Here is a 24,508-nt window from a genome sequence, read left to right as displayed (position 1 = left end):
CGGATCCATACGGCCGTCCTATACAGCCGTACTAGACAAGCGTTTAATACGTGCGTACATTCACCGCCATGACAACGAACCCGACGAGCAGCACTTCCGGGCCGGCCCGAGCCGGCCGCCGCGAATGGATCGCCCTCGGCGTGCTGATGCTGCCGCTGCTGCTGGTCTCCATGGACGTCTCGGTCCTCTACTTCGCGATCCCGGCGATCAGCGCGGACCTGGAGCCGAGCGGCACGCAGCAGCTGTGGATCTTCGACATCTACGCCTTCGTCCTGGCCGGCCTGCTGATGACGATGGGTTCGCTGGGCGACCGCATCGGCCACCGCAGGCTGCTCCTGATCGGCGCCGCGGCCTTCGGTACGGCGTCACTGGCGGCGGCGTACGCGAACAGCGCCGAGATGCTGATCGCGGCCCGCGCGGTCCTCGGCATCGGCGGCGCGACGCTGATGCCGTCGACGATGGCGATGCTGCGCACGATGTTCACCGACCCGGCCCAGCGCGCGAAGGCGATCGGCATGTGGTCCGGCGTGATGACGGCGGGGATCGCGCTCGGCTCCGTGATGAGCGGGCTGCTGGTCGAGTACTTCTGGTGGGGCTCGGTCTTCCTGGTCAACCTGCCGGCGATGGCACTCCTGCTGGCCCTGGGCCCGGTCATGCTCCCCGAGTCGAAGAACCCCGCGCCCGACCGCTTCGACTGGCTGAGCGTCCCATTGTCGATGGCGGCCGTGCTCCCCGTGATCTACGGCCTGAAGGAGATCCCGTCGAAGGGATGGCACAGCCTCTACATCGTCTCGATCACCGTCGGCCTGCTGTTCGCGGCCCTCTTCGTGCACCGCCAGCGCACGGCGGCGTCACCGATGATCTCCCCGGCCCTCTTCCGGGGCCGCGGCTTCGCCCCCTCGGTCGTCCTGAACCTCGTCTCCGCGTTCGGCATCATGGGCTCGGCCTACTTCACCACGCAGTACCTCCAGTCGGTGCTCGGCAAGAGCGCCCTGGAAGCGGCCCTGTGGGCGCTGCTGCCCTCGGTTCCGATCGGCGCGGCGGCCCCCGTCGCGACGCAGCTGGTGCAGAAGGGCGTCAACCGCGCCTACGTCGTCACCGCTGGCTTCCTGATCGCCGCGTGCGGGTTCGGCGTGCTGTCCCTCGCGGGCACGGACTCGATGGCCCTGGTGCTGGTCGCGGCCGCGCTGCTCGCGGTCGGCGGTGTGGTCGTCATGTCCACGATCATGGACCTGGCGATGGGCACGGCCCCGCTGGAGCGGGCGGGCTCCGCGTCCTCCCTGATGGAGACCGGCGCGGAGTTCGGCGGCGCGCTCGGCATGGCGGTCCTCGGCTCGATCGGCACCGCCATCTACCGCCACGAAATCCCGGCCTCGGCACCCGCCCCGGCCCGCGAGACCCTGGGCGGAGCACTGGCGCTCGCCGACCGGGTGCCGGGCCTGACCACGGTCGCACGGGAGGCGTTCACCAGCGGGATGCAGGGTGCGGCGATCGCGGGGGCCGCGATCCTGGTGGGGGCGGCGGTGCTGGCGGGGGTCATGCTGCGGCGGGTCGAGATGCGGGAGCAGACATGCGAAACGCCGGACGAGCCGAGCAAACTCAGCCCGTCCGGCGTTTGAGGACGAGGCCCGTTCAGGGCCGAAGCGGGGGTCTGGGGGCCGCAGGCCCCCAGGTCACCGGCGACTCAGACCAGGTTCACCGCGCGAGCGGACGTCGCGCCGATCTCCGCCGCGACCTCGGCCAGCACGCCCGCCTGCACCGCGTCATCCACGGTCAGCACGGCCAACGCCTCGCCGCCCGCCGCCGCGCGAGCGACCTGCATGCCGGCGATGTTGATCCCGGCCTCGCCGAGGATGCGGCCGACGGTGCCGACGACACCCGGACGGTCCTCGTACCGCAGCACCACCATGTGGTCGGCCAGCGCCAGGTCCACGTCGTACTCGCCGACCGCGACGATCTTCTGCAGGTGCTTGGGCCCGGCCAGCGTGCCGGAGACCGACACCTCCTCGCCGCCCGAGAGCGTGCCGCGCACGGTGACGACGTTACGGTGGTCGGTCGCCTCCGAGCTGGTCGTCAGCCGCACCTCGACCCCGCGCTCCTGGGCGAACAGCGGGGCGTTGACGTACGACACCGTCTCGTCGACGACGTCCTCGAAGACACCCTTGAGGGCGCTGAGCTCCAGCACCTTCACATCGTGCTGGGTGATCTCGCCGTACACCTCGACGTCCAGCCGTACGGCCACCTCACCGGCGAGCGCCGTGAAGATACGGCCCAGGCGCTCGGCGAGCGGCAGACCCGGCTTGACGTCCTCGGCGATGACACCGCCCTGGACGTTGACCGCGTCGGGCACGAGCTCACCGGCGAGGGCGAGGCGCACCGAGCGGGCGACGGCGATACCGGCCTTCTCCTGCGCCTCGTCGGTGGAGGCACCGAGGTGCGGGGTGGCGACGACCTGGTCGAACTCGAAGAGCGGGGAGTCCGTGCAGGGCTCCTTCGCGTACACGTCGAGACCGGCGCCCGCGACGCGCCCCTCCTTCAGCGCCGAGTACAGCGCCTCCTCGTCGACGATCCCGCCGCGCGCGGCGTTGACGATGCGCACGCTCGGCTTGACCTTGCGCAGCGCCTCGTCGCCGATGAGGCCGACGGTCTCGGGGGTCTTGGGCAGGTGGACGGTGATGAAGTCGGAGACCTCGAGCAGCTCGTCCAGCGACAGGACCTTGACGCCCATCTGCGCGGCGCGCGCGGGCTGGATGTAGGGGTCGTAGGCGACGACCTTCATGCCGAAGCCGGACATGCGCTGCGCGACCAGCGCACCGATACGGCCGAGACCGACGACACCGAGGGTCTTCTCGGCGAGCTCCACACCCGTGTACTTGCTGCGCTTCCACTCGCCGTTCTTCAGCGCGGCGTTGGCCTGCGGGATGTGACGGGCGGTGGCGACCAGCAGACCGCAGGCCAGCTCGGCGGCGGTCACGATGTTCGAGGTGGGGGCGTTGACGACCATCACGCCGGCCTTGGTGGCGGCGGAGACGTCGACATTGTCCAGGCCGACGCCGGCTCGCGCGACGACCTTGAGCTTCTTCGCGGCGGCGATGGCCTCGGCGTCGACCTTGGTGGCGGAGCGGATCAGGATCGCGTCCACGTCGGCGATGGCCGGGAGCAGCTCGCCCCGGTCGGCGCCGTTGCACTGCCGGATCTCGAAGTCCGGGCCAAGCGCGTCCACGGTCGCGGGCGACAGCTCTTCAGCGATGAGTACGACGGGTTTCGAGCTCACGTGAGTCCTCACAAGTCCCATGCATGCGGACGGCCGTCCCGACGGCCGCAGGCGGTGGAGGGGGGCGGCGCCGGGGAGGGTCGGGTGCGTTCCCGCGTCGTTCGGTGCGTGCTCTCGGTGTGCCGGGCGAAGGTCCTCGTAGCGGAGCTACTAGGGCCTTTGACCGGTGCGGCGAGAGTGCGTGCCGGACGGCGTGGGGACGTGCCTGCCCCTCCTCGGTGTCGCTGTGCTAGCCGCGTGGAAGACGCACGACGCTGTGGGCCTGACGCGTATGTAGTACGGCAGTCTAGTGCCGCGACAGAAGCCGTCCTGCGCCTCTGTGGAAGGATCACCCGTCCGTGACGGGACGGGATGGACAACGGGACCGGAGCGACATGCTCCGGTCCCGTCGGCCGAGGCTTACGCCTCTTCGTTCACCCAGCTCATGAGCTTGCGCAGCTCCTTGCCGGTGGTCTCCAGCAGGTGCTCGGAGTCCTGCTTCTTGTATTCGTTGTACTTCTTCAGACCGCCGTGGTACTCGTCCATCCAGGCCTGGGCGAAGGTGCCGTCCTGGATCTCGGCGAGGACCTGCTTCATCTCGGCCTTGGTGGCGTCGGTGATGATCCGGGGGCCGGTGACGTAGTCGCCCCACTCGGCGGTCTCGGAGATCGACCAGCGCATCTTCTCCAGGCCGCCCTCGTACATGAGGTCCACGATCAGCTTCAGCTCGTGCAGGCACTCGAAGTACGCGATCTCCGGCTGGTAGCCGGCCTCGGTCAGCGTCTCGAAACCGGCCTTGACCAGGGCGGCCGTACCACCGCAGAGAACGGCCTGCTCACCGAACAGGTCGGTCTCGGTCTCCTCGGTGAAGGTCGTCTTGATGACGCCGGCGCGGGTGCCACCGATGCCCTTGGCGTACGACAGGGCCAGCGCGAAGGCGTTGCCCGTGGCGTCCTGCTCGACGGCGGCGATACACGGAACGCCGCGGCCCTCCTCGTACTGGCGGCGGACCAGGTGGCCCGGGCCCTTCGGGGCGACCATGCAGACGTCGACGCCGGCCGGGGGCTTGATGAAGCCGTAGCGGATGTTCAGGCCGTGGCCGAAGAACAGGGCGTCGCCGTCGTTCAGGTTCGGGGCGATGTGCTCCTCGTAGACCTGGGCCTGGATCGGGTCCGGCACCAGGATCATGATGACGTCGGCCTCGGCGGCGGCCTCCGACGGCGTCACCACGCGCAGGCCCTGCTCCTCGGCCTTCGCCTTGGACTTGGAGCCCTCGTGCAGACCGACACGCACGTCGACACCCGAGTCACGGAGCGACAGCGCGTGGGCGTGGCCCTGGCTGCCGTAACCGATGACCGCGACCTTGCGGCCCTGGATGATGGACAGGTCGGCGTCGGCGTCGTAGAACAGCTCGGCCACTTTGGGTTCTCTCCTTGTGTGCAGGTGTTGCGTCCCACCGTATGACGGGGGGCGGAAGGGAAGTCTCGGGGTCTCGATATTCGGGCGGCCGGTGTCACCCGGCCGCCCGAATCCGCGCTATGCGGAGCGGTCGAGGGCCCGCAGCGAGCGGTCCGTGATCGAGCGCGCGCCGCGGCCGATCGCGATCGTGCCGGACTGGACGAGTTCCTTGATGCCGAACGGCTCCAGCATCTTCAGCATGGCCTCCAGCTTGTCGCTGGAGCCGGTGGCCTCGATGGTGACGGCCTCCGGGGAGACGTCGACGGTCTTGGCGCGGAACAGCTGGACGATCTCGATGATCTGGGAGCGGGTCTCGTTGTCGGCGCGCACCTTCACCAGAACGAGTTCGCGCTGAACGGCCGAACCGGGCTCCAGCTCGACGATCTTCAGCACGTTGACCAGCTTGTTGAGCTGCTTCGTCACCTGCTCCAGCGGCAGGTCGGCGACGCTCACCACGATGGTGATGCGGGAGATGTCGGGGTGCTCGGTGACACCGACGGCGAGCGAGTCGATGTTGAAGCCCCGGCGCGAGAAGAGGGCGGTGATCCGGGCGAGGACGCCGGGCTTGTTCTCCACCAGGACGGAGAGCGTGTGCTTGGACATGATCTTTACGTCTCTCTCGCTCAGTCGTCTTCGTTGTCGCCGAAGTCGGGGCGGACGTCCCGGGCGGCCATGATCTCGTCGTTGGAGGTGCCGGCGGCGACCATCGGCCACACCATGGCGTCCTCGTGGACGATGAAGTCGACGACGACGGGGCGGTCGTTGATGGAGTTCGCCTCTTCGATGACCTTGTCGAGGTCCTCCGGCCGCTCGCAGCGGATCGCGTAACAGCCCATGGCCTCCGACAGCTTCACGAAGTCGGGGACGCGGGTGCCCCTGGCCTCCGGATTGACGTCGTCGGGCCCGGAGTGCAGCACGGTATTGGAGTAGCGCTGGTTGTAGAAGAGGGTCTGCCACTGGCGGACCATCCCGAGGGCGCCGTTGTTGATGATGGCGACCTTGATCGGGATGTTGTTCAGGGCGCAGGTGGTGAGTTCCTGGTTCGTCATCTGGAAGCAGCCGTCACCGTCGATCGCCCAGACGGTCCGGTCCGGTGCCCCGGCCTTGGCGCCCATGGCCGCGGGGACCGCGTAGCCCATGGTTCCGGCGCCGCCGGAGTTCAGCCACGTGGCCGGCTTCTCGTACTGGATGTAGTGCGCGGCCCACATCTGGTGCTGCCCGACACCCGCCGCGAAGACCGTGTCCTGCGGGGCGAGTTGGCCGATGCGCTCGATGACCTGCTGCGGGGACAGCGAGCCGTCGTCGGGCTGGTCGTAGCCGAGCGGGTAGGTGTCCCGCCACCGGGACAGGTCCTTCCACCAAGCGGTGTAGTCGCCCTGGTGGCCCTCGGCGTGCTCCTTCTGCACGGCCTGGACCAGATCGGCGATGACCTCGCGGGCGTCACCGACGATCGGCACGTCCGCCGCGCGGTTCTTGCCGATCTCGGCCGGGTCGATGTCGGCGTGGACGATCTTGGCGTACGGGGCGAAGCTGTCCAGGTTGCCGGTGACGCGGTCGTCGAAGCGGGCGCCGAGGGCGACGATCAGGTCGGCCTTCTGCAGCGCGGTGACGGCGGTGACCGCACCGTGCATGCCCGGCATTCCCACGTGCAGCGGGTGGCTGTCGGGGAATGCGCCGAGCGCCATCAGGGTGGTGGTGACGGGCGCTCCGGTGAGTTCCGCGAGGACCTTCAGCTCGGCGGTGGCGCCGGCCTTGATGACGCCGCCGCCGACGTAGAGGACGGGTCGCTTGGCGGCGGTGATCAGCTTGGCGGCCTCGCGGATCTGCTTGGCGTGCGGCTTGGTGACGGGCCGGTAGCCGGGCAGGTCCATTGCGGGCGGCCAGGAGAAGGTGGTCTTCGCCTGGAGGATGTCCTTGGGGATGTCGACCAGGACCGGGCCCGGGCGGCCGGTGGAGGCGATGTGGAACGCCTGCGCGATCGCCCGGGGGATGTCCTCCGCCTTGGTGACCAGGAAGCTGTGCTTGGTGATCGGCATGGTGATGCCGACGATGTCCGCCTCCTGGAAGGCGTCCGTGCCGATCGACTTGGAGACGACCTGACCGGTGATCGCCACGAGCGGCACCGAGTCCATCATCGCGTCGGCGATCGGCGTCACCAGGTTGGTGGCACCGGGGCCGCTGGTCGCCATGCAGACACCGACCTTGCCGGTGGCCTGCGCGTAACCGGTGGCCGCGTGGCCGGCACCCTGCTCATGGCGGACCAGCACGTGGCGCACTCGCGTGGAGTCCATCATCGGGTCGTACGCCGGCAGGATGGTGCCGCCCGGAATGCCGAATACCGTGTCGGCGCCGACCTCCTCGAGCGAACGGATGAGGGACTGCGCACCCGTGACGTGCTCGGGGGCGGACTGTCCTCCGGATCGGGGCCGCGGCTGCGGATGATGGGCCCCGGTGGCCTGCTCGGTCATCGGCATTCTCTTCTCGATGCTGAGGGTTTTTGCGAAGTTTGAGCGGAGTTTCGATGCTGCACGACAGGTGCCTGTGCAACAAAAAACCCCTCGTGCCATAAGGCAAGCGAGGGGAGCGCGCCGGTGGTGGTCGCTGGGAGTTCCGGGTCTGTCCGGACGTCACCAGCCTCAGCCGACGCGCTTTCCAAGTACGAGAATTCGGGTGCGCATGGCACTGACCCTCCCCCCGGCGCACACCCGGTGTCAAGTGGGTGGGACGGGAGTCTCATTATGTGAGCGAAGGGCATGGCCGCCTCCGAGAACAGCGGGGACACCACCGGTGTACACCCGCTGTGTCTGTTTTGGCTCGTTCACATCCGGGGCGCCCCGGTCGGTGTCGAGACCACGACCGTGCCCAGCCCTTCGGGCCTCCGCGCGCTCGTGCCCTCGACGCCGACGCACCCCTGCGGTTCTCTCGTGCCCCCACCGGCGAACGCGGGCTCCGCGGGCCCGTGCGGCACCGGATAGTGGCCGGAACTGAGCGCCCGGCGCAGCCGGTACTCGTCCAGTGGTCCGGAGAACGCCATGCCCTGCCCGTGCGTGCACCCCATCGCCCGCAGCGCGACGACCTGCTCGGGCAGGTCCACGCCGTCGGCCACGGACTGGAGCCCGAGGTCGCCGGCGATCCGCAGCAGCCCGCTGGTGATCTTGTGCAGCCGCGCGGACTCGACGACACCCTCGACCAGACCGCGGTCGAGCCTGAGCATGTCGACGGGGAGCCTGCGCAGCGCGGTGATCGCCGCGTAACCGCTGCCGAAGCCGTCCAGGGCGACCCGGACGCCGAGTCTGCGCAGGCCGCTCAGGCGGCGCTCCAGATCGTCCAGCGAGATCCGGGGGTCGAGGTCGGACAGCTCGATGATCAGCGACCCGGACGGCAGCCCGTGCCGGGTCAGCAGCGCCTCGATCGAGCCGAGCGGCATCGACCGGTCGAGCAGCCGGCGTGCACCCATCCGGACCACGACGGGTACGGCGAGCCCGGTCGCGGTGCGCTCGGCGGCCTGCTCGACGGCCTCCTCGAGCATCCAGCGGCCCAGCTCGGCGGTCTTGTCGCTGTCCTCGGCCACCCGCAGGAACTCGGCGGGCGTGAACAGCACCCCTTGCGAGGACCGCCAGCGCGCCTGGGTGGCGACCGATGTGATCCGGCCGTTCTCCAGGCACACCACCGGCTGGTGCAGCAGCGCGAACTCGCCGTCGTGCAGCGCGGCACGCAGGCGCGTGGCCAGCTCCGCCTTGCGTACGACGTCCTGCTGCATCTGCGGCTTGTACAGCTCGACGCGGCCCTTGCCGCCCGCCTTCGCGCGGTACATGGCCAGGTCGGCGTTGCGCAGCAGCTCCCCCGCGCCGAGGCCGGGCTCGGCGAAGGCGACGCCGATGGAGGCGTTGACGCGGACATCGTTGCCGTCGATGAGGTAGGGCTGCGACAGGGTCCCTCTGAGCCGGTCGGCGAGTTCCAGTATGTGCCGCTCGCGGGCGGTGCGGTCGCGGGTGTTGTCCCCGACGATCAGGGCCGCGAACTCGTCGCCGCCCAGCCGGGACGCGGTGTCGCCGCGACGGACCGTGTCCTGGAGTCTGCGGGCGGCCTGGACGAGCAGTTCGTCCCCGGCCTGGTGTCCGATCGTGTCGTTGACGCCCTTGAAGCCGTCGAGGTCGATGAACAGGACGGCGGTGTTGCGCAGGGCGAGGCCTCGGTCGGAGGCACGGCGGCCGGACAGGGCCTGCTGGACCCGCTTGGTGAACAGGGCGCGGTTGGGCAGGTCGGTGAGCGGGTCGTGCTCGGCGTTGTGCTGGAGCTGCGCCTGGAGGCGCACTCTTTCGGTCACGTCCCGGCTGTTGAAGATGAGGCCGCCGTGGTGCCGGTTGACCGTCGACTCGACGTTGAGCCAGTTGTCCTCGCCGGACCGGAAGCGGCACTCGATGCGCGTAGTGGGTTCCTCGAGTGGGCTGGCGGCGAGGAAGCGGCGCACTTCGTGCACCACGCAGCCCAGGTCCTCCGGGTGGATGAGATTGGCCAGTTCCGTGCCCACCAGATCCTCGGCGGAACGGCCGTAGACCCCGGCGGCGGCCGGGGAGACGTACCGGAGGATGCCGTTGGGGGCGGCGATCATGATGACGTCGCTGGAGCCCTGCACCAGGGAGCGGAAGTGGTTCTCCTTCTGCGCCAGTTCCTGGGTGAGGGTGATGTTGTCGAGCAGCATGATGCCCTGGCGCACCACGAGGGCGAGCACCACGGTGCCGCCGGTGATGAGCACCACGCGGTCGACGCTGCGGCCGTTGAGGACGTTGTAGAGGATCCCCAGGGTGCAGACGGCGGCGGCGAGGTACGGCGTGAGCGCGGCCAGGGAGCCGGCGATCGGGCGGTTGGCCAGATACCGGGTGTGATCACCCCCCTGTGCCGGGGTGTGGTGATGGCTCGCGCCCCGCTGTCCGGGCAGGTGCTCGTGCACCACGCGTGTGTGCCCGGCTCTGTCGTGCCGGTCGGCGTCCTCCTGGCCTTGCCGGGGCGCGGCCCAGGGGGCGTACGCCAGCAGCAGTGAGCCGGCGAACCAGCCCGCGTCGAGCAACTGGCCGGAGCGGTAGCTGTTGTGCAGCAGCGGCGAGGTGAACAGGGCGTCGCACATCACGGTCAGGGCGAGCGCGCCGATCGCGGTGTTGACCGCGGTGCGGTTCGCCGAGGAGCGCCTGAAGTGCAGCGCGAGCACCATGCTGACCAGGGCGATGTCGAGCAGCGGGTAGGCCAGCGAGAGCGCGGTGTGCGACACGCTCGCCCCGTCGCCGGACTCGATCTTGGCCGCCTGGGCCAGGGCGAGGCTCCAGGCGAGCGTCAGCAGCGAGCCGCCGATCAGCCAGGCGTCGAGCCCGAGGCAGACCCAACCGGCCTTGGTCACCGGGCGCTTGGCGAGCACCAGGAGTCCCACGATGGCGGGCGGCGCGAAGCACAGGAAGAACCCGTCGGCGTAGGACGGGGTGGGCACGGGGCGTTCCAGGACGACCTCGTACCACCCCCAGACCAGGTTGCCGAGGGCCGCCATGGCCGAGGAGAGCGCGAACAGCAGCCATGCGGGTCGAAAGCGGATACGGCGGCTACGGGCGTAGCGGAAGCAGGACACCGCGGCCGCGCCGGCGGCGGCGGCCAACCCGAAGTCGCCCATGATCAGCGCGAGTTGCGCCGACCCCCAGCCGAGCGCGGAACCGACGGCGTATCCCGCGCACACCAGGGCCAGAGTCACTTGCGGAAACAGTCCCGAGCCGTTTCCGCCCGACGAGGGACGAGGCAGCGTCACAGCCGACGGCCGCTGTGCCCGCAGTGCTCCGTCCAGCGTGGTCGTGGGGGGCGGCGGGGAGCTCACCGGACCCTCCCGGTCCGCGCCGCTCGGGGGTCCCGGTGCGCTGTGTGCGCATGCCGCCTGCGGCTGCTGTTCCTGCGGTGGTGATGGTTGTGACGGCAGCCGTGGATGCCGTGGTGGCCGCGTCTGCGCGCGGCCGTTCGCCAGGGTCGCCGCCGGCGGCCCCGTCGCGTCGGATCGCTCGTCCATAGGCCGTGCATCGCCCGTCGCCCCCCTCACAAATCTGAAATGTCCATCCCCGGCGCCGACCGTGCACGGCGCTGCCCCTCGTCCGGACGATACACCAGTCTCGTCACTCAGGGACATAGCACCTCTACGCTCCGTGACGACCAGCGCATATGCGAGTACGGACCGCTTCCGTGAGGTTGCGGACGGTACTCGAACCGGATTATGGGCCTGTTACGCGCGACACGCGCGGCAACCGCGAGAAGCTCAACCCGTGAGCGTCACACCTGTGTCGCGCCCGTCGTAAGGATCACGTTGCGCAGGGGCTCCCGGTTCACGTAACGACTCAACTGGTCCACCAGGAGCCGCTTGGCGCGCGGCAGGAACGCGGACGTCGGACCGCCCACATGCGGGCTGATGAGCACGCCCGGCGCACGCCACAGGGGATGCTCCCGGGGCAGCGGTTCGGGGTCGGTGACGTCCAGGGCGGCGGTGATCCGCCCGGTCTCCAGCTCGGCCAGCAGCGCCTTGGTGTCCACGACGGGGCCGCGGGCCACGTTGACCAGCAGCGCGCCGTCCTTCATACGGGCCAGGAAGTCCGCGTCGGCCAGGTGCCGGGTGGCGTCCGTCAAGGGCGTGGACAGGATGACGACGTCCGCTTCCGGAAGCAGAGCGGGCAGTTCGGTGAGCGGAAGCACTTCTCCGCGCGCCGTGGTGCGCTCAGAGCGCGCGACGCGCGCCACCCGCGCGAGTTCAAAAGGCGCGAGCCGGTCCTCGATGGCGGCCCCGATCGAGCCGTATCCCACGATGAGGACGTTCTTGTCCGCCAGCGCGGGCCGGAACCCGCCGAGCCACTCCCCCCGGTCCTGCGCCCGCACGAAGTCGGGGACGCCGCGCAGCGAGGCGAGGATCAGCGTGAGGGTGAGCTCACCGGTGCTCGCCTCGTGCACCCCGCGCGCGTTGCACAGCCGTACGCCGGGCCGCAGATGCTTGAGGCCCGGCTCCACGTGGTCGGTGCCGGCGGACAGCGTCTGCACGACCTCCAGGTGGGTCATCCGCGGAAGGGGACGCTGCCCGAGCCCGGCCGGCTTCATGTACGGGACGACGTAGAAGGCGCAGTCGGCCGGGTCCGCGGGGAAGTCCTCGGCGCCGTTCCAGTAGCGGTAGGCGGGGCCCTCCGGGAGGCCCTCGATCTCGTCCGGCGGGATGGGGAGCCACACGTCAGCAGTCATGCACTGGAGGCTATGTCAGGCGAACTGGAGTGCAGAGGTTAGGTTGGGATGCCGGAAGAGGGAGGGTTACGGCCAGGTGGAGCGCAGGACGATCGGCGCGGCGGCACTCGCGGTGGGGGCCATCGGGCTCGGGTGCATGCCGATGAGCTGGGCGTACAGCTCGTCGCGGCAGCGGGGCGAGGAGTCGGTCAGGGCGGTGCACCGGGCGCTCGATCTGGGCTCGACGCTGCTGGACACGGCCGACATGTACGGCCCGTTCACCAACGAGCTGCTGGTGGGGCGGGTGTTGAAGGAGCGCCGCCAGGACGCGTTCGTGTCGACCAAGGTCGGACTGCTGGTCGGTGAGCAGCACATCGTGGCCAACGGCCGCCCCGGCTATGTGAAGCGGGCCTGCGACGCCTCGCTGCGCCGCCTCCAGACGGACGTCATCGACCTCTACCAGCTGCACCGCGCCGATCCCGAGGTCCCCGTCGAGGAGACGTGGGGCGCGATGGCGGAGCTCGTCCAGGCGGGAAAGGTACGGGCGTTGGGGCTGTGCGCGATGGGCGCGCGAGGTGGGCGGCGCCTCGGGACGCGGCTGCACGACGCGACGATCCGCCAGCTGCAGCGGGTGCAGCAGGTCTTTCCGGTGAGCGCGGTGCAGGCCGAGCTGTCGGTGTGGTCGCCCGAGGCGCTGGAGGCGCTGCTGCCGTGGTGCGAGGCGCGTGGCGTCGGCTTCCTCGCGGCGATGCCGCTGGGCAACGGTTTCCTCACCGGCACGCTGACCCCGGGCGAGGGCTTCGAACCGGACGACGTGCGCGCCCGGCATCCACGGTTCACCGCGGAGATGATGGCGTCGAACCAGCCGATCGTCGTCGGCCTGCGCCGCATAGCGGCCCGGCACGGGGATTCGGTCACCCCGGCGCAGGTGGCGCTGGCGTGGGTGCTGGCGCAGGGAAGGCACGTGGTCGCGGTGCCGGGGGCCAAGCGGGAACGCTGGGTGGCGGAGAACGCGGGGGCGGATGCCGTACGGCTCACCGCGGCGGATCTGGCCGAGGTGGCGGAGTTGCCGGGGGCGCGGGGATCCTGGGACTGAGGCCGTGAGGGTTCTGGGCCGGCGCTGATTCAAGATTCATGGATCGGGAACCTGAGAGGCGCGAGCGGTGTAAGAACAGTAGAACCCGCCGCATCGAAGGGACCGTGATCGTGCAACGTCGAGCTGTATCGGCCGTGTTGGCCGCGGCCACACTCCTGCTGACGGCCGGCTGTTCCTCCGACGACGGGGACTCGCCGGCCAAGGGCGGAGACAAGGCACCGGGCAGCACCGCGGCCTCACCCACCGGGCAGGCGGCCGAGAGCCCACCGGCCCAGGGCACCGTCAAGGTGGTGCGCACGGTCGCCGAGGGCCTGAGCAGCCCTTGGGGCCTGGCCCCGCTGCCCGACGGGGACCTGCTGGTCTCCTCCCGCGATGACGCCACGATCACCCGGGTCGACGGCGAGAGTGGCAAGAAGACCGAGCTGGGCGAGGTGCCCGGGGTGGATCCGGCGGGCGAGGGCGGTCTCATGGGCCTGGCGCTGTCGCCGGAGTACGCCTCGGACCACATGGTCTACGCCTACTTCACCTCGGCCACGGACAACCGCATCGTCCGCATGCTGTACGACGAGCAGCAGCCGGCCGGCAGGCAGCTGGGCGCCCCCGACACCCTCTTCAAGGGCATCCCCAAGGGCTTTATCCACAATGGCGGCAGGATCGCCTTCGGCCCGGACAAGATGCTGTACGCGGGCACGGGTGAGAGCGGGAACACCGGTCTGTCCCAGGACAAGAAGTCCCTGGGCGGCAAGATCCTGCGCATGACACCGGAGGGCGAACCGGCTCCGGGGAACCCCTTCCCCGACTCCCCCGTGTACTCCTACGGCCATCGCAATGTGCAGGGCCTGGCCTGGGACTCCGAACAGCGTCTGTTCGCCTCGGAGTTCGGCCAGGACACCTGGGACGAGCTGAACGCGATCAAGCCGGGCGACAACTACGGCTGGCCGGAGGCCGAGGGCAAGTCCGACGACGACCGGTACCACAACCCGCTGGCCCAGTGGGGCACCGATGACGCCTCCCCCAGCGGTGTCGCCCATGCCGAGGGCTCCCTCTGGATGGCGGGCCTGAAGGGCCAGCGACTGTGGCGCATCCCGCTGAACGGCACCGAGGCCTCGGCGGATCCGCAGGCCTTCCTGGAGGGTGAGTACGGCAGACTGCGGACGGTCGTCGCGGCGGGCGGCGACAAGCTGTGGCTGGTGACCAGCAACACGGACGGGCGGGGCGAGCCGAAGGAGGGGGACGACCGGATTCTGGAGCTTCAGGTGACGTGACCTGGGCTCTGCGGGCCCTAGTCCTCGTCGCCGTCCTCCGCCGGCGGCTCGGGGGGCCGTACGACCACTTTCCCGGACGACAGATCTATCGGCCCGCGCCCTGGGTCGCCGTCCCCGACGTCCTCACGGGTCAGTTCCAGACGGTTCTGTTCGTCGCGGGTGTGCTTGCGGCCGGGGGCGAAGAGTTCCTCGAACGCGTTGAACACTGGGCCTCCCTGGGCCGACGTCCCTTACAGCGTAAACCTCAGGTTCCCGCCCGGGGCGTGAGGGTTTCGGCCGGATACAACCCCAGCCGATGCGCCACGGCCGCCGCCTCGCCCCGTCCCGAGACGCCGAGCTTGCCCAGGATGTTCGAGACATGGACGCTGGCGGTCTTCGGGGAGATGAAGAGCTGCTCGGCGATCTGGCGGTTGGTCTGGCCTGCGGAGACCAGGCGCAGGACGTCGCGTTCGCGGGTGGTGAGGCCGAGGGCGTCGGCGGGGTCGGCCATGGCCCGGGGCGGGGCCGTCGTGAGGGTGAGGCGGGCTCGCTGGGCCAGGCGGGTCGTGGCGTCGGCGAGCGGGCGGGCGCCCAGGTGGGCGGCGGTGGCACGGGTCAGGCGGAGCAGCTCGGTGGCGCGGGCGCGCTCGTCGTCGCCGCCGAGCGCGAGAAGGGCCTCGGCGAGACGGTGGCGGACCTGGGCGAGGTCATAGGGGCGCTCCAGGGCTTCGAAGGCGGTGACCACGTCCGACCAGGTGTCGGGGGTGGTGCGGCCGTGGGCGCGGTCGAGTTCGGCTCGGGTCCACTTCTCGTACGCGAGCCACAGGGGTGCGCCGGTGGTGAGGGTGCGGACGACTTCGAAGAGCCGCTCCAGGAAGGCGGCGCGGCCCTCCTGGGCGGCGGGCAGCGCATGGGCGCGGGCGTCGGATTCGGCGACGGCGGCGGCCAGCAGGAGGGGCCAGGCGTAGCGCTGGGTGCCGGGTGGGAAGCCGTCACCCAGGGCCCGGTCGGTCTCCGCGCGGGCGTCCAGGAGTCGGCCCTCGGCGGCGGCTATGCCGAGGGCGAGGAAGGACATCGGGAGGTTGTTCTGGGGCATGGGGTCATGGGTGCCGTAGGAGGTGCGGGCGGCTTCGAGGTGGCGGGTGGCCTCGGCGACCTCGCCGCGTGCGAGCGCGAGGTGGGCGAGGCGGTTGGAGGCTCCGCCGCCCGGCTTGGCGGACTGCCCGTTGCGCTGGGCGTGCAGCGCGGCCTCGGCGGCCTCGTCCCAGCGGCCCAGGGAGATCAGCGACTCGGAGAGGTTCGTCCAGATCCATGCCTCGGAGTCGCGCAGTCCCCACTCCTGGGTCAGGCGCAGCCCCTCACGCAGGATGCCGACGGCTTCCTGCGAGCGGCCGACGCCTTCGAGCACGGACGGGAGGTTCACATGGCTGCGGCCCACGACCGCGGTGAGGCCACGGGTCAGTACCTCGTCCTTGACCTCGTACATCTGGGTCAGTCCGGCGTCGATGTCACCGGCCTCGACCATGAGGCCGCCGAGGGTGAGGCGGGCGTTGAGTTCGATGTCCTCGGCGCCCACCATGCGGGCGTACTCGACGGCCCGTTCGGCGGCCGACATGGCGTCGGGGCCGGGGGCGCGCAGCATCGACCAGTTGGCGGCGGCGGAGAGTACCTCGGCGTGCACCTCGGACGGGGGCAGGCCGCGCACGAGTTCCTGTGCGATGCCCAGTTCCTTCCAGCCGTCGCCGCGGGCCAGGGCCTGCACCAGCCGGGAGCGCTGGACCCAGAACCATGCGGCGCGCAGGGGTTCGCCGTCTTCCTCCAGCAGGTCCAGGGCCCGCTTGGTGATCTTCAGGGCGCGTTCGCGTTCCGCGCAGCGCCGGCCGGCGACGGCGGCCTCGGCCATCAGATCGAGATAGCGCAGGGGTGTGGTGGCGGGGTCGCAGCCGCAGGGAGGATAGACCTCGGTGTAGTCGACGGGGCGCAGGGTGGCGCGGATCTCCTCGGGGGCGGTGTCCCAGAGCTCCATCGCGCGTTCCAGGAGCCGCAGTTGCTCGGAGTGGGCGTGCCGGCGGCGGGCGGTGACGGAGGCGTCCAGGACGGCGGGCAGGGCCTTGGCCGGGTCGTGGGCGTGGTACCAGTAGCTGGCCAGCCGCATGACGCGCTCGGCGGCCGGGACGAGCGTCGGGTCGGCCTCCAGGGCCTCGGCGTAGCGGCGGTTGAGGCGGGAGCGCTCGCCGGGCAGCAGGTCGTCGCCGACGGCCTCGCGGACCAGGGAGTGCCGGAAGCGGTAGCCGTCGCCACCGGGCGCGGCGATCAGGATGTTGGCGCCCACGGCGGCCCGCAGCGCCTCGATGAGGTCGTCCTCGGCGAGCCGGGCGACGGCGGCGAGCAGCCGGTACTCGACGGTGGAGCCGCCCTCGGCGACGATCCGGGCCACGCGCTGGGCGCTCTCCGGCAGGCGCTCCACCCGGACCAGCAGCAGATCGCGCAGGGAGTCGGTGAGGCCGGTGCAGCTGCCCTCGTGGGCGGCGACGGCGAGTTCCTCGACGAAGAAGGCGTTGCCGTCGGAGCGTTCGAAGATGGCGTCGACCTGGGCCGGGTCGGGTTCGCAGGCGAGGATCCCGGCGATCTGGCGGCCGACCTCGGCGCGGTTGAAGCGGCCGAGTTCGAGGCGGCGGACGGTGCGCAGCCGGTCGAGTTCGGCGAGGAGCGGACGCAGCGGGTGGCGGCGGTGGATGTCGTCGGAGCGGTAGGTGGCGAGGACGGCGAGGCGGCCGGTGCGCAGGGTGCGGAAGAGATAGGCGAGGAGGTGGCGGGTGGAGGCGTCGGACCAGTGCAGGTCCTCCAGGGCGACGACGACCGTGCGGCCGGCGGCGACGCGTTCCAGGAGGCGGGCGGTGAGCTCGAAGAGACGGGCCATGCCCTCCTCGTCGGAGCGGTCGGCTCCACGGGGTTGTGCCGTCTCGCCCAACTCGGGCAGCAGCCGGGCCAGTTCCTCCTCCTGGCCGGCGGCGGCCGCCGTCAGCTCCTCGGGCAGTTCCCGGCGCAGGGCGCGCAGCGCGGTGGAGAACGGTGCGAAGGGAAGTCCGTCCGCGCCGATCTCGACACAGCCCCCGAGCACGACGACGGCGCCCTCGCGGGCGGCGGCGGTGGCGAACTCCTCGACGAGGCGGGTCTTGCCCACCCCCGCCTCACCGCCGATCAGCAAGGCCTGCGGTTCGCCTGCGGCGGCTCGGGCGAGGGCGTCGTTGAGCGTCTCCAATTCGGCTGCGCGACCTACGAACACGGGGCTTACAGACCGGCTCTCCACGAGGGCGAGCATGCCACGCCCCTCGAAGGACCCGGCACCGCTTTTTCCGGGGGCGGGCGTCAGGGGCCCGCCCCCGGAACCCCCCGTCACGCCGTCCGTGGACGCCGATGCCGGCGGAGGCGGGGCGTATGCGCCTCCTTCTCCTCGCTGCTCCGCTTGGCGCGTTCCTCACGGCGGCCCCGGAGTGCCTCGCGGACCAGGCGCTGGTGCTCGGCCTGGCGGATCAGTTCGGCGGAACGGAGGTTGTGAAGCTCGAACTCATACATGGTCGGACCCTCGTTTTCCCTGGTGAGAGGTGGTTTTCCGCGTCGCTTTCGGCGATGTCTCAACCTTCCTCCCCCAGGCGGGTCCGCCACATCGGGAGAGTTCCGCATCTTCGGCCTCATGCGGGGCCTTAGACGCGCGTGAGGGGCCTTAGGAACTCCTAAGACCCCTCAGGAACTGCGGTGATTCGACCGGCTCAACCCACTGAGGGCAGGCCGAGCAGTACGTCGGTGTACTTGAGGACCGCGAGGAGCAGGCCGATGACGCCGAGCGAGACACCCGCCCAGGAGACCGACTTGATCCAGACCGGCTGCGGCTTGCCCGGGACGCCGAACGCCGGCCGGGCAAGCACCGCGACGCCGACGAGCAGCGCGACCAGCGCGAAGACCCCGCCCCACAGCGCGGTGGCCTGCCAGGCGTCGCCGTAGACCGCCTGGAGCTGGGTGGCGACGCCCGCGTTCTGCGAGGCCTGCATCTCCAGCTGGCCGGTGATCTCCTCGCGCGCCGAGGCCACCGTGCCGACCCAGCTGCCGGTCAGCGAGACCAGGCCGAGCACGGCGGAGACCACGGCGGCCGCGCCCTGGCCCACTCCGGTCGGCTCCTTCACCTGGGCCTCGGGCAGCTCGTCCGCGTCGTCGGCGGAGTCGTCCTCAGCGGACGCGGTCTCGGTCGGCTCGCCCTCGGTCGTCTCCTCCTCGACCTGGGTCACACCTGCCTTTTCCTCGTCGTTCTTGGTCTCGGCGCCCGTCTCGGCGCCGGTTTCCTCAGCTGTCTTGGTTCCCATGTCGCGCACCGTACGGATCCTGTCTGAGAAGTCTCTTAATGGTCGCTGTGTGCGGCACGCGCGCGTGCTTCACGCCACTCCGGGGCGAGGATCGACCACACCTCGAGGTCGTGCCGCACCCCACCATAGGGGTGGGCCTGGCGTCGTACGCCGTCGCGGGTCATGCCGAGTCGCCGGGCGACGTTCAGGCTGGGCGTGTTGCCGGACGCCGCGACCCATTCGACGCGGTGGATGCCGCGTTCCTCGACCGCCCAGTCGATGAGCACCCGCATCGCCCGGGTGATGAGCCCGCGTCCGGTCGCGGCGGGCTCCAGCCAGCAGCCGACCTCGCAGTTGCCGGTCGCCGCGTCGAAGTTCAGGGTGAGGACGCCGCCGACGAGTTTTCCGTCCAGCCAGATGCCGTGGTACGACGCCGTGTCCGCGGCGCGCAGGTCGGCGTATCGCTGGAGCGTCTCGCGTGCCGACGCCGGGTCTATGGCCTTCGAGCCGAACGGGATGTACTGCCCGATGAACTCCCGGCCGCGGTCCAGGTGCGCGAGGAACTCCTCGGCGTGCCACGGCTCCAGGGGCCTCAGCTCGGCTCCGTCGTCACCCAGCGATATCGCGTACATCGCCCCGCTGCTCCTTCTCCAGTTCCGCCACGACATCGGTGAGCCTCTCATGGGCGGCGCGGGACTCGGGCGGTTCGATGCTGATGCGGGGCATGCGCTTGTCGAGCCAGCGGGGCAGCCACCAGTTGGCGCCGCCGAGCATGTGCATCAGGGCGGGGACGAGGAGGGTGCGCAGCACGAAGGCGTCCAGGGCGACGGCGGCGGCCAGCGCGATGCCGAACATGGCGATGACGCGGTCGCCGCTGAGGACGAAGGCGAGGAAGACGGAGATCATGATGACCGCGGCGGAGTTGATCACCCGGCTGGTCTCGGCGAGGCCGATGCGGACGGCCCGCCGGTTGTCGCCGGTCTCCAGCCACTCCTCGTACATCCGGCTGACCAGGAAGACCTGGTAGTCCATGGAGAGCCCGAAGAGCACCGACACCATGATCACGGGGAGGAAGGGCTCGATGGGCCCGGCCCTGCCCAGGCCCAGCAGCTCGCTCCCCCAGCCCCACTGGAAGATCGCGACGACGACCCCGAAGGCGGCGGCGACGGCGGCGACGTTCATCGCGGCGGCCTTCAGGGGGATCCCGACGGACCGGAATGCGAGCAGGAGCAGCAGACAGCCGAGGCCGATGACGACGCCGACGAACAGCGGCAGCTTGCCGACGATCACCTCGGCGAAGTCGTCGTACCCGGCGGTCATGCCGCCGACCTGCAGATCGAGGGAGGTGCCGGTCTCGGCGCGGTGCAGGACCTCGTCGCGCAGCCGGTCGACGAGTTCGCTGGTCTGCCGGGACTGCGGGGAGGACTCCGGTACGACGGTGAGGTACGCGGTGTCACCGCCCGCGTTGTACGTCACCGGTGTCACCGACGCGACGCCCTCGGTGCCGCGCAGGGTGGCGTCGAGGTTGTCGAGGGCGAGTTTGTCGTCGCCGCCGTCGACCTCGGTGACGAGGGTGAGCGGGCCGTTCACGCCGGGTCCGAAGCCGTCGGCCATGAGGTCGTAGGCCTGGCGGGTGGTGGACGTCTCGGGGTCGTTGCCCTGGTCGGAGGTGCCCAGGCGCAGGCCGAGGGTGGGCAGGGCGAGGATGGTGATGACGGCCAGGGCGATGGCGCCGAGCGCCTTGGGGTGGCGTTCGACGAACGCCGACCAGCGGGCGGCGAACCCGGTGGGCAGCTCGGGTTCGGGGCCGTGCTCGGCGAGCCGGCGTCGCTCGCGGCGGCTGAGGGCGCGCATGCCGATGAAGGACAGCAGGGCGGGGAGGAGGGTGATGGACGCGGCGACCGTGAGGATCACGGTCAGCGAGGCGGCGATCGCGACGCCGTTGAGGAAGCTGAGCTGGAGGATCAGCATGCCGAGCAGGGCGATGCACACGGTCGCGCCCGCGAAGACGACGGCGCGTCCCGTGGTGGCCACGGCGTTGGTGATCGACTCGGCGACGGGCAGTCCGCGTTTCAGGCCACGCCGGTGTCTGGTGACGATGAACAGGGCGTAGTCGATCCCGACGCCGAGCCCGATGAGCATCCCGAGCATCGGCGCGAAGTCGGCCACGGTCATGGCGTGCCCGAGGAGCGCGATCCCGGCGTACGCGGTGCCGACGCCGACGAGGGCGGTCGCGATGGGCAGCAGGGAGGCGGCGAGCGAGCCGAAGGCGAGGAACAGCACGACGGCGGCTACGGCCACCCCGACGATCTCGGCGAGATGCCCGCCCGTCGACTCGGTGAGCGCGACGGCACTGCCGCCCAGCTCCACCTGGAGCCCCTCGGCCTCGGCGTCCTTGGCAGCGCTCACGACGGCCTGCGCCTCGCCGGTGTCGAGGTTCTCGGCGCTGTCGTCGAAGGTGACGGTGGCGTACGCCGTGTGCCCGTCCTCGCTGATCTGGCCCGCGCCCTGCTTGTCGTAGGGGCTGCCGACGGCGGCGACGCCGGGCAGTTCGGCGATCTCGTCCAGGGTGCGCGTCATCGTCTGTTCGACGTCGGAGGCGCGGACGGTGCCGGTGGCGGTGTGCCAGACAACGGTGTCACTGTCGCCGCCGAGGCCGGGGAAGCCGTCCTGGAGGAGTTCGGTGGCGCGGCCCGATTCGGTGCCGGGGACGTGGTAGTCGTTCGAGTACGCGGTGCCCGTGGCGACGGCGGCCGCGCTCACCCCGCCGAAGGCGAGCAGCCAGAGCAGTACGGCGACGAGGCGGCGTTGGACACACCAGCGTGCAAGAGCTGCCACGAACGTGCTCCCGGGGGGCGATTTATGGATCTTTGACCGGGTCAGTCGTTCAGAAAAGTGAACAGCCCGCAAAGAACGCATGAGCGATGTGAAGCAAACTCTCGCAGGCGGGGGAGATCGTTTGCCGCGTTCGTGGGTTTATTCACAGGAGTGGGAGGCAGATCACAGGACAGTAACGGTCACTCTGTCATTGCCGAGTGGAGTCGGTCACATCAATCGAACTGGTCCCCGAAAGCCATCACCATCACACCGACCACCAGGAGCCACAACGCCCGCCGGGTGCGCCCCCGCGACCCGAGGAACGCGGCGAGCAGACAGACACCCGCGCCGAAGGCGTAGGCGGCCGGGACGAGCGCCGGGGCGGACCGCGCACCGCGCAGCGCCGCGGCCGCCAGCCCCGCGAGCGCCAGCAGCGCTCCGGTCGCCGCCGCGGTCCAGCGGGCCCGCCGGGCCACGTACGCCGGGTCGTCGACCTCCTCGAAGTCGTCGACGTCCTCGGGCGTCCCGGTCCGGTCCTCCCCCGTCTCGGATATCTCGGAATCACCGCGTCCACTCATGGCGGGCGAGCGTAGCGCGTCGCCCTGAGGGTTTGAGCGTCCCACCGCGCTCCTCCGTATCCCTTTCCGCCTTCCCGGACTCAAGGAGCCGTCCCACCGATGCCGGACATCACCCCGGGGGCCTCTCAGGAGGACCTCGCCCAGCGGCTGACCCATGCCCGCTATCCCCGCAGCAACGGCTACGACCCCCGCTGGGTCGTCGAGAACCAGATGGGCCCGAACGCACTCTGGCTGCTGGAGTGGCTGGCCCCCGCCCTCGGCCTGAACACGCTTCGCCCCTGCGCCCGCGTCCTAGACCTGGGCTGCGGCCGGGCGATGACCTCCGTCTTCCTGGCCAGGGAGTACGACGCCCAGGTCACCGCCGCCGACCTGTGGATCGGACCCGACGACAACGCCCGGCGCGTCGCCGAGGCCGGTTTCGCCGACCGGGTGCTGCCGGTGCGGGTCGAGGCGCACGACCTGGCGTTCGCCGAGGGCAGCTTCGACGCGATCGTGAGCATCGACGCGTACCAGTACTTCGGCACGAACGATCTCTATCTGCCCACGCTCACCCGGCTGTTGAAGCCGGGCGGGCGCATCGGTGTGGTCGTCCCGGCGCTGCGTGAGGAGCCGGACGGCGTCGAGCCGCCGGAGCATCTCAAGCCCCACTGGGAGCCCGACTACTGGTGTTTCCACTCCGCCAACTGGTGGCGGCGCCACTGGACCCGGGGCGGGGCCGTGGAGGTCGAGGCCGCCGACTGGCTGGACGACGGCTGGCGGGACTGGCTGCGGTGGTGCGAGGTGGTCGCCGAGGAGAGCCCGGAGGAGTTCCATCGCACGATGGCCCGCCAGGTCGCAGAGATGCTGCGGGTGGACGAGGGGCGCGCGCTGGGTTTCGTACGGCTGGTGGGCCGCCGTATCTGACGAACGGCCGCCGTATCCGATGACACACCGAGGGGGACGCACCACGGTCGATGCGTCCCCCTCGGCGGGTTGCTCAGCCCTCGCTGACGCCCAGCTTCTCCAGGATCAGCTCCTTGACGCGCGCGGCGTCGGCCTGACCCCGGGTGGCCTTCATGACCGCGCCGACCAGGGCGCCGGCCGCGGCGACCTTGCCGGAGCGGATCTTGTCGGCGATGCCCGGGTTGCCGGCGATGGCCTCGTCGACGGCGGTGCCCAGGGCACCCTCGTCGGAGACGACCTTCAGACCGCGCTTGTCGACGACCTCGTCCGGGGTGCCCTCGCCCGCGAGGACGCCCTCGATGACCTGGCGGGCCAGCTTGTCGTTCAGGTCGCCCTTCGAGACCAGCTCGGTGACGCGCGCGACCTGCGCCGGCGTGATGGCCAGCTCGTCCAGCGACTTGCCCGACTCGTTGGCGCTGCGGGCCAGTTCGCCCATCCACCACTTGCGGGCGGAGGCCGCGTCGGCACCGGCGTCGATCGTGGCGACGATCGGCTCCAGCGCGCCGGCGTTGAGGATCGCCTGCATGTCGAGGGCCGTGATACCCCACTCGTCGAGGAGCCGGGTACGACGGGCCAGCGGCAGCTCGGGCAGGGCCGCCCGGATCTCCTCGACCCATTCACGGGACGGGGCGACCGGGACGAGGTCCGGCTCGGGGAAGTACCGGTAGTCCTCGGCCTCTTCCTTCACCCGTCCCGAGGTCGTGGACCCCGTGTCCTCGTGGAAGTGCCGGGTCTCCTGGATGATCGTCCCGCCGGACGACAGTACGGCGGCGTGCCGCTGGATCTCGAAGCGGGCCGCGCGCTCCACGGAACGCAGCGAGTTGACGTTCTTCGTCTCGGAACGCGTACCGAACTTCTCGGTGCCGTTCGGGCGCAGCGACAGGTTCACGTCGCAGCGCATCTGGCCCATCTCCATGCGGGCTTCCGACACACCGAGCGCCTTGATGAGCTCGCGCAGCTCACGGACGTACGCCTTCGCCACCTCGGGAGCACGCTCGCCCGCGCCCTCGATCGGCTTGGTGACGATCTCGATGAGGGGGATGCCGGCGCGGTTGTAGTCGAGCAGCGAGTGCGAGGCGCCATGGATACGGCCCGTCGCGCCGCCGACGTGCGTCGACTTGCCGGTGTCCTCCTCCATGTGGGCGCGCTCGATCTCCACACGGAAGGTCTCGCCGTCCTCCAGCTGTACGTCGAGGTAGCCGTTGAAGGCGATCGGCTCGTCGTACTGGGAGGTCTGGAAGTTCTTCGGCATGTCCGGATAGAAGTAGTTCTTCCGGGCGAAACGGCACCACTCGGCGATCTCGCAGTTCAGCGCGAGACCGATCTTGATCGCCGACTCGACGCCGGTCGCGTTGACGACCGGGAGCGCGCCGGGCAGGCCGAGGCAGGTGGGGCAGGTCTGCGTGTTGGCGTCCTGACCGAGCTCGGTCGAACAGCCGCAGAACATCTTGGTCTTGGTGCCGAGTTCGACATGGACCTCAAGGCCCATGACGGGGTCGTACGACGCGAGAGCGTCCTCGTACGACACCAGGTCGGTCGTGGTGGTCACGGTGAAA

At 70.5% G+C, this 24,508-nt stretch carries 18 protein-coding genes; 4 read left to right on the top strand and 14 right to left on the bottom strand.

The genetic code is table 11. From position 1 onward, the window contains the following. Positions 1 to 68 precede the first annotated feature (68 nt). Positions 69 to 1,619: an MFS transporter gene (locus IE325_RS28290; protein ID WP_190072924.1), complete on the top strand. Its 1,551-nt coding sequence runs from the start codon at positions 69 to 71 to the stop codon at positions 1,617 to 1,619. Between the two features lie 65 nt (positions 1,620 to 1,684). On the opposite strand, the gene serA is transcribed toward IE325_RS28290, so the two are convergent. The 6 genes from serA to IE325_RS28260 all read right to left on the bottom strand — a co-directional run bounded on the left by serA (position 1,685) and on the right by IE325_RS28260 (position 11,959). Continuing rightward, entirely contained in the window at positions 1,685 to 3,274 is a 1,590-nt protein-coding gene (gene serA / locus IE325_RS28285; protein ID WP_190072923.1) for a phosphoglycerate dehydrogenase, read from the bottom strand. A 399-nt stretch (positions 3,275 to 3,673) separates the two neighbouring features. Next, positions 3,674 to 4,672, bottom strand: coding sequence for a ketol-acid reductoisomerase (ilvC, locus tag IE325_RS28280; protein WP_190072922.1), 999 nt, complete (start codon positions 4,670 to 4,672; stop codon positions 3,674 to 3,676). Between the two features lie 117 nt (positions 4,673 to 4,789). Then, positions 4,790 to 5,314 (bottom strand): acetolactate synthase small subunit, encoded by a 525-nt coding sequence (ilvN, locus tag IE325_RS28275; RefSeq protein WP_190072921.1) that lies wholly within the window; start codon positions 5,312 to 5,314, stop codon positions 4,790 to 4,792. 20 nt (positions 5,315 to 5,334) lie between these two features. Then, on the bottom strand, positions 5,335 to 7,179 hold the full coding sequence (locus tag IE325_RS28270) for an acetolactate synthase large subunit (protein ID WP_190072920.1): 1,845 nt from the start codon (positions 7,177 to 7,179) through the stop codon (positions 5,335 to 5,337). A 350-nt stretch (positions 7,180 to 7,529) separates the two neighbouring features. Continuing rightward, a complete protein-coding gene (locus tag IE325_RS28265; protein ID WP_373315233.1) occupies positions 7,530 to 10,751 on the bottom strand; it encodes a putative bifunctional diguanylate cyclase/phosphodiesterase in 3,222 nt (1,073 codons plus the stop codon). A gap of 257 nt (positions 10,752 to 11,008) precedes the next feature. After that, the gene (locus tag IE325_RS28260; RefSeq protein WP_190072919.1) at positions 11,009 to 11,959 is read right to left on the bottom strand and encodes a 2-hydroxyacid dehydrogenase; all 951 of its coding nucleotides are present in this window, start codon (positions 11,957 to 11,959) and stop codon (positions 11,009 to 11,011) included. Positions 11,960 to 12,035: 76 nt separating this feature from the next. Here IE325_RS28260 and IE325_RS28255 point away from each other — a divergent pair, with 76 nt between their 5' ends. Together IE325_RS28255 and IE325_RS28250 are read left to right on the top strand one after the other, a co-directional pair. Continuing rightward, positions 12,036 to 13,034: an aldo/keto reductase gene (locus IE325_RS28255; RefSeq protein WP_190072918.1), complete on the top strand. Its 999-nt coding sequence runs from the start codon at positions 12,036 to 12,038 to the stop codon at positions 13,032 to 13,034. Between the two features lie 104 nt (positions 13,035 to 13,138). Beyond that, a complete protein-coding gene (locus IE325_RS28250) occupies positions 13,139 to 14,299 on the top strand; it encodes a PQQ-dependent sugar dehydrogenase (RefSeq protein WP_229912089.1) in 1,161 nt (386 codons plus the stop codon). 17 nt (positions 14,300 to 14,316) lie between these two features. Here the strand turns inward: IE325_RS28250 and IE325_RS28245 are convergent, their stop codons facing one another. From IE325_RS28245 to IE325_RS28215, 7 genes are all read right to left on the bottom strand, one after another. Next, positions 14,317 to 14,505, bottom strand: a complete 189-nt coding sequence (locus IE325_RS28245) for a DUF6191 domain-containing protein (RefSeq protein ID WP_190072916.1) — start codon at positions 14,503 to 14,505, stop codon at positions 14,317 to 14,319. Between the two features lie 38 nt (positions 14,506 to 14,543). Next, on the bottom strand, positions 14,544 to 17,600 hold the full coding sequence (locus IE325_RS28240; protein ID WP_190072915.1) for a helix-turn-helix transcriptional regulator: 3,057 nt from the start codon (positions 17,598 to 17,600) through the stop codon (positions 14,544 to 14,546). A 74-nt stretch (positions 17,601 to 17,674) separates the two neighbouring features. Continuing rightward, positions 17,675 to 17,854, bottom strand: coding sequence for a hypothetical protein (locus IE325_RS28235; RefSeq protein ID WP_190072914.1), 180 nt, complete (start codon positions 17,852 to 17,854; stop codon positions 17,675 to 17,677). Positions 17,855 to 18,048: 194 nt separating this feature from the next. Further along, positions 18,049 to 18,636 (bottom strand): hypothetical protein, encoded by a 588-nt coding sequence (locus tag IE325_RS28230; RefSeq protein WP_190072913.1) that lies wholly within the window; start codon positions 18,634 to 18,636, stop codon positions 18,049 to 18,051. A 35-nt stretch (positions 18,637 to 18,671) separates the two neighbouring features. Then, positions 18,672 to 19,247 (bottom strand): GNAT family N-acetyltransferase, encoded by a 576-nt coding sequence (locus IE325_RS28225; RefSeq protein WP_190072912.1) that lies wholly within the window; start codon positions 19,245 to 19,247, stop codon positions 18,672 to 18,674. Further along, positions 19,225 to 21,453: an MMPL family transporter gene (locus tag IE325_RS28220; RefSeq protein ID WP_190072911.1), complete on the bottom strand. Its 2,229-nt coding sequence runs from the start codon at positions 21,451 to 21,453 to the stop codon at positions 19,225 to 19,227. The genes IE325_RS28225 and IE325_RS28220 overlap by 23 nt, the downstream gene beginning before the upstream one ends. A 212-nt stretch (positions 21,454 to 21,665) precedes the next feature. Then, positions 21,666 to 22,010 carry a hypothetical protein gene (locus tag IE325_RS28215; RefSeq protein WP_190072910.1) on the bottom strand — a complete coding sequence of 115 codons (345 nt, stop codon included), beginning with the start codon at positions 22,008 to 22,010 and terminating at the stop codon, positions 21,666 to 21,668. Between the two features lie 99 nt (positions 22,011 to 22,109). On the opposite strand from IE325_RS28215, the gene IE325_RS28210 reads away from it, so the two are divergent. Next, the gene (locus IE325_RS28210) at positions 22,110 to 22,913 is read left to right on the top strand and encodes an SAM-dependent methyltransferase (protein ID WP_190072909.1); all 804 of its coding nucleotides are present in this window, start codon (positions 22,110 to 22,112) and stop codon (positions 22,911 to 22,913) included. Between the two features lie 73 nt (positions 22,914 to 22,986). On the opposite strand, the gene gatB is transcribed toward IE325_RS28210, so the two are convergent. Continuing rightward, positions 22,987 to 24,501 (bottom strand): Asp-tRNA(Asn)/Glu-tRNA(Gln) amidotransferase subunit GatB, encoded by a 1,515-nt coding sequence (gene gatB, locus IE325_RS28205; RefSeq protein ID WP_190072908.1) that lies wholly within the window; start codon positions 24,499 to 24,501, stop codon positions 22,987 to 22,989. Between the last annotated feature and the right edge of the window lie 7 nt (positions 24,502 to 24,508).

Source organism: Streptomyces lanatus (assembly GCF_014655715.1).
Classification (GTDB): Bacteria; Actinomycetota; Actinomycetes; order Streptomycetales; family Streptomycetaceae; genus Streptomyces; species Streptomyces lanatus.
The sequence above is the reverse complement of the archived record's forward strand: the minus strand, read 5'-3'. Positions and strand labels throughout refer to the sequence as shown.

What these genes read in the sequence shown, in the direction of transcription:
- IE325_RS28290 (WP_190072924.1), top strand. Translation starts at nt 69, where the DNA reads ATGACAACGAACCCGACGAGCAGCACTTCCGGGCCGGCCCGAGCCGGC.
- ilvN (WP_190072921.1), bottom strand. Translation starts at nt 5,314, where the DNA reads ATGTCCAAGCACACGCTCTCCGTCCTGGTGGAGAACAAGCCCGGCGTC.
- IE325_RS28270 (WP_190072920.1), bottom strand. Translation starts at nt 7,179, where the DNA reads ATGACCGAGCAGGCCACCGGGGCCCATCATCCGCAGCCGCGGCCCCGA.
- IE325_RS28265 (WP_373315233.1), bottom strand. Translation starts at nt 10,751, where the DNA reads ATGGACGAGCGATCCGACGCGACGGGGCCGCCGGCGGCGACCCTGGCG.
- IE325_RS28260 (WP_190072919.1), bottom strand. Translation starts at nt 11,959, where the DNA reads ATGACTGCTGACGTGTGGCTCCCCATCCCGCCGGACGAGATCGAGGGC.
- IE325_RS28240 (WP_190072915.1), bottom strand. Translation starts at nt 17,600, where the DNA reads ATGCTCGCCCTCGTGGAGAGCCGGTCTGTAAGCCCCGTGTTCGTAGGT.
- IE325_RS28235 (WP_190072914.1), bottom strand. Translation starts at nt 17,854, where the DNA reads ATGTATGAGTTCGAGCTTCACAACCTCCGTTCCGCCGAACTGATCCGC.
- IE325_RS28230 (WP_190072913.1), bottom strand. Translation starts at nt 18,636, where the DNA reads ATGGGAACCAAGACAGCTGAGGAAACCGGCGCCGAGACGGGCGCCGAG.
- IE325_RS28225 (WP_190072912.1), bottom strand. Translation starts at nt 19,247, where the DNA reads ATGTACGCGATATCGCTGGGTGACGACGGAGCCGAGCTGAGGCCCCTG.
- IE325_RS28215 (WP_190072910.1), bottom strand. Translation starts at nt 22,010, where the DNA reads ATGAGTGGACGCGGTGATTCCGAGATATCCGAGACGGGGGAGGACCGG.
- IE325_RS28210 (WP_190072909.1), top strand. Translation starts at nt 22,110, where the DNA reads ATGCCGGACATCACCCCGGGGGCCTCTCAGGAGGACCTCGCCCAGCGG.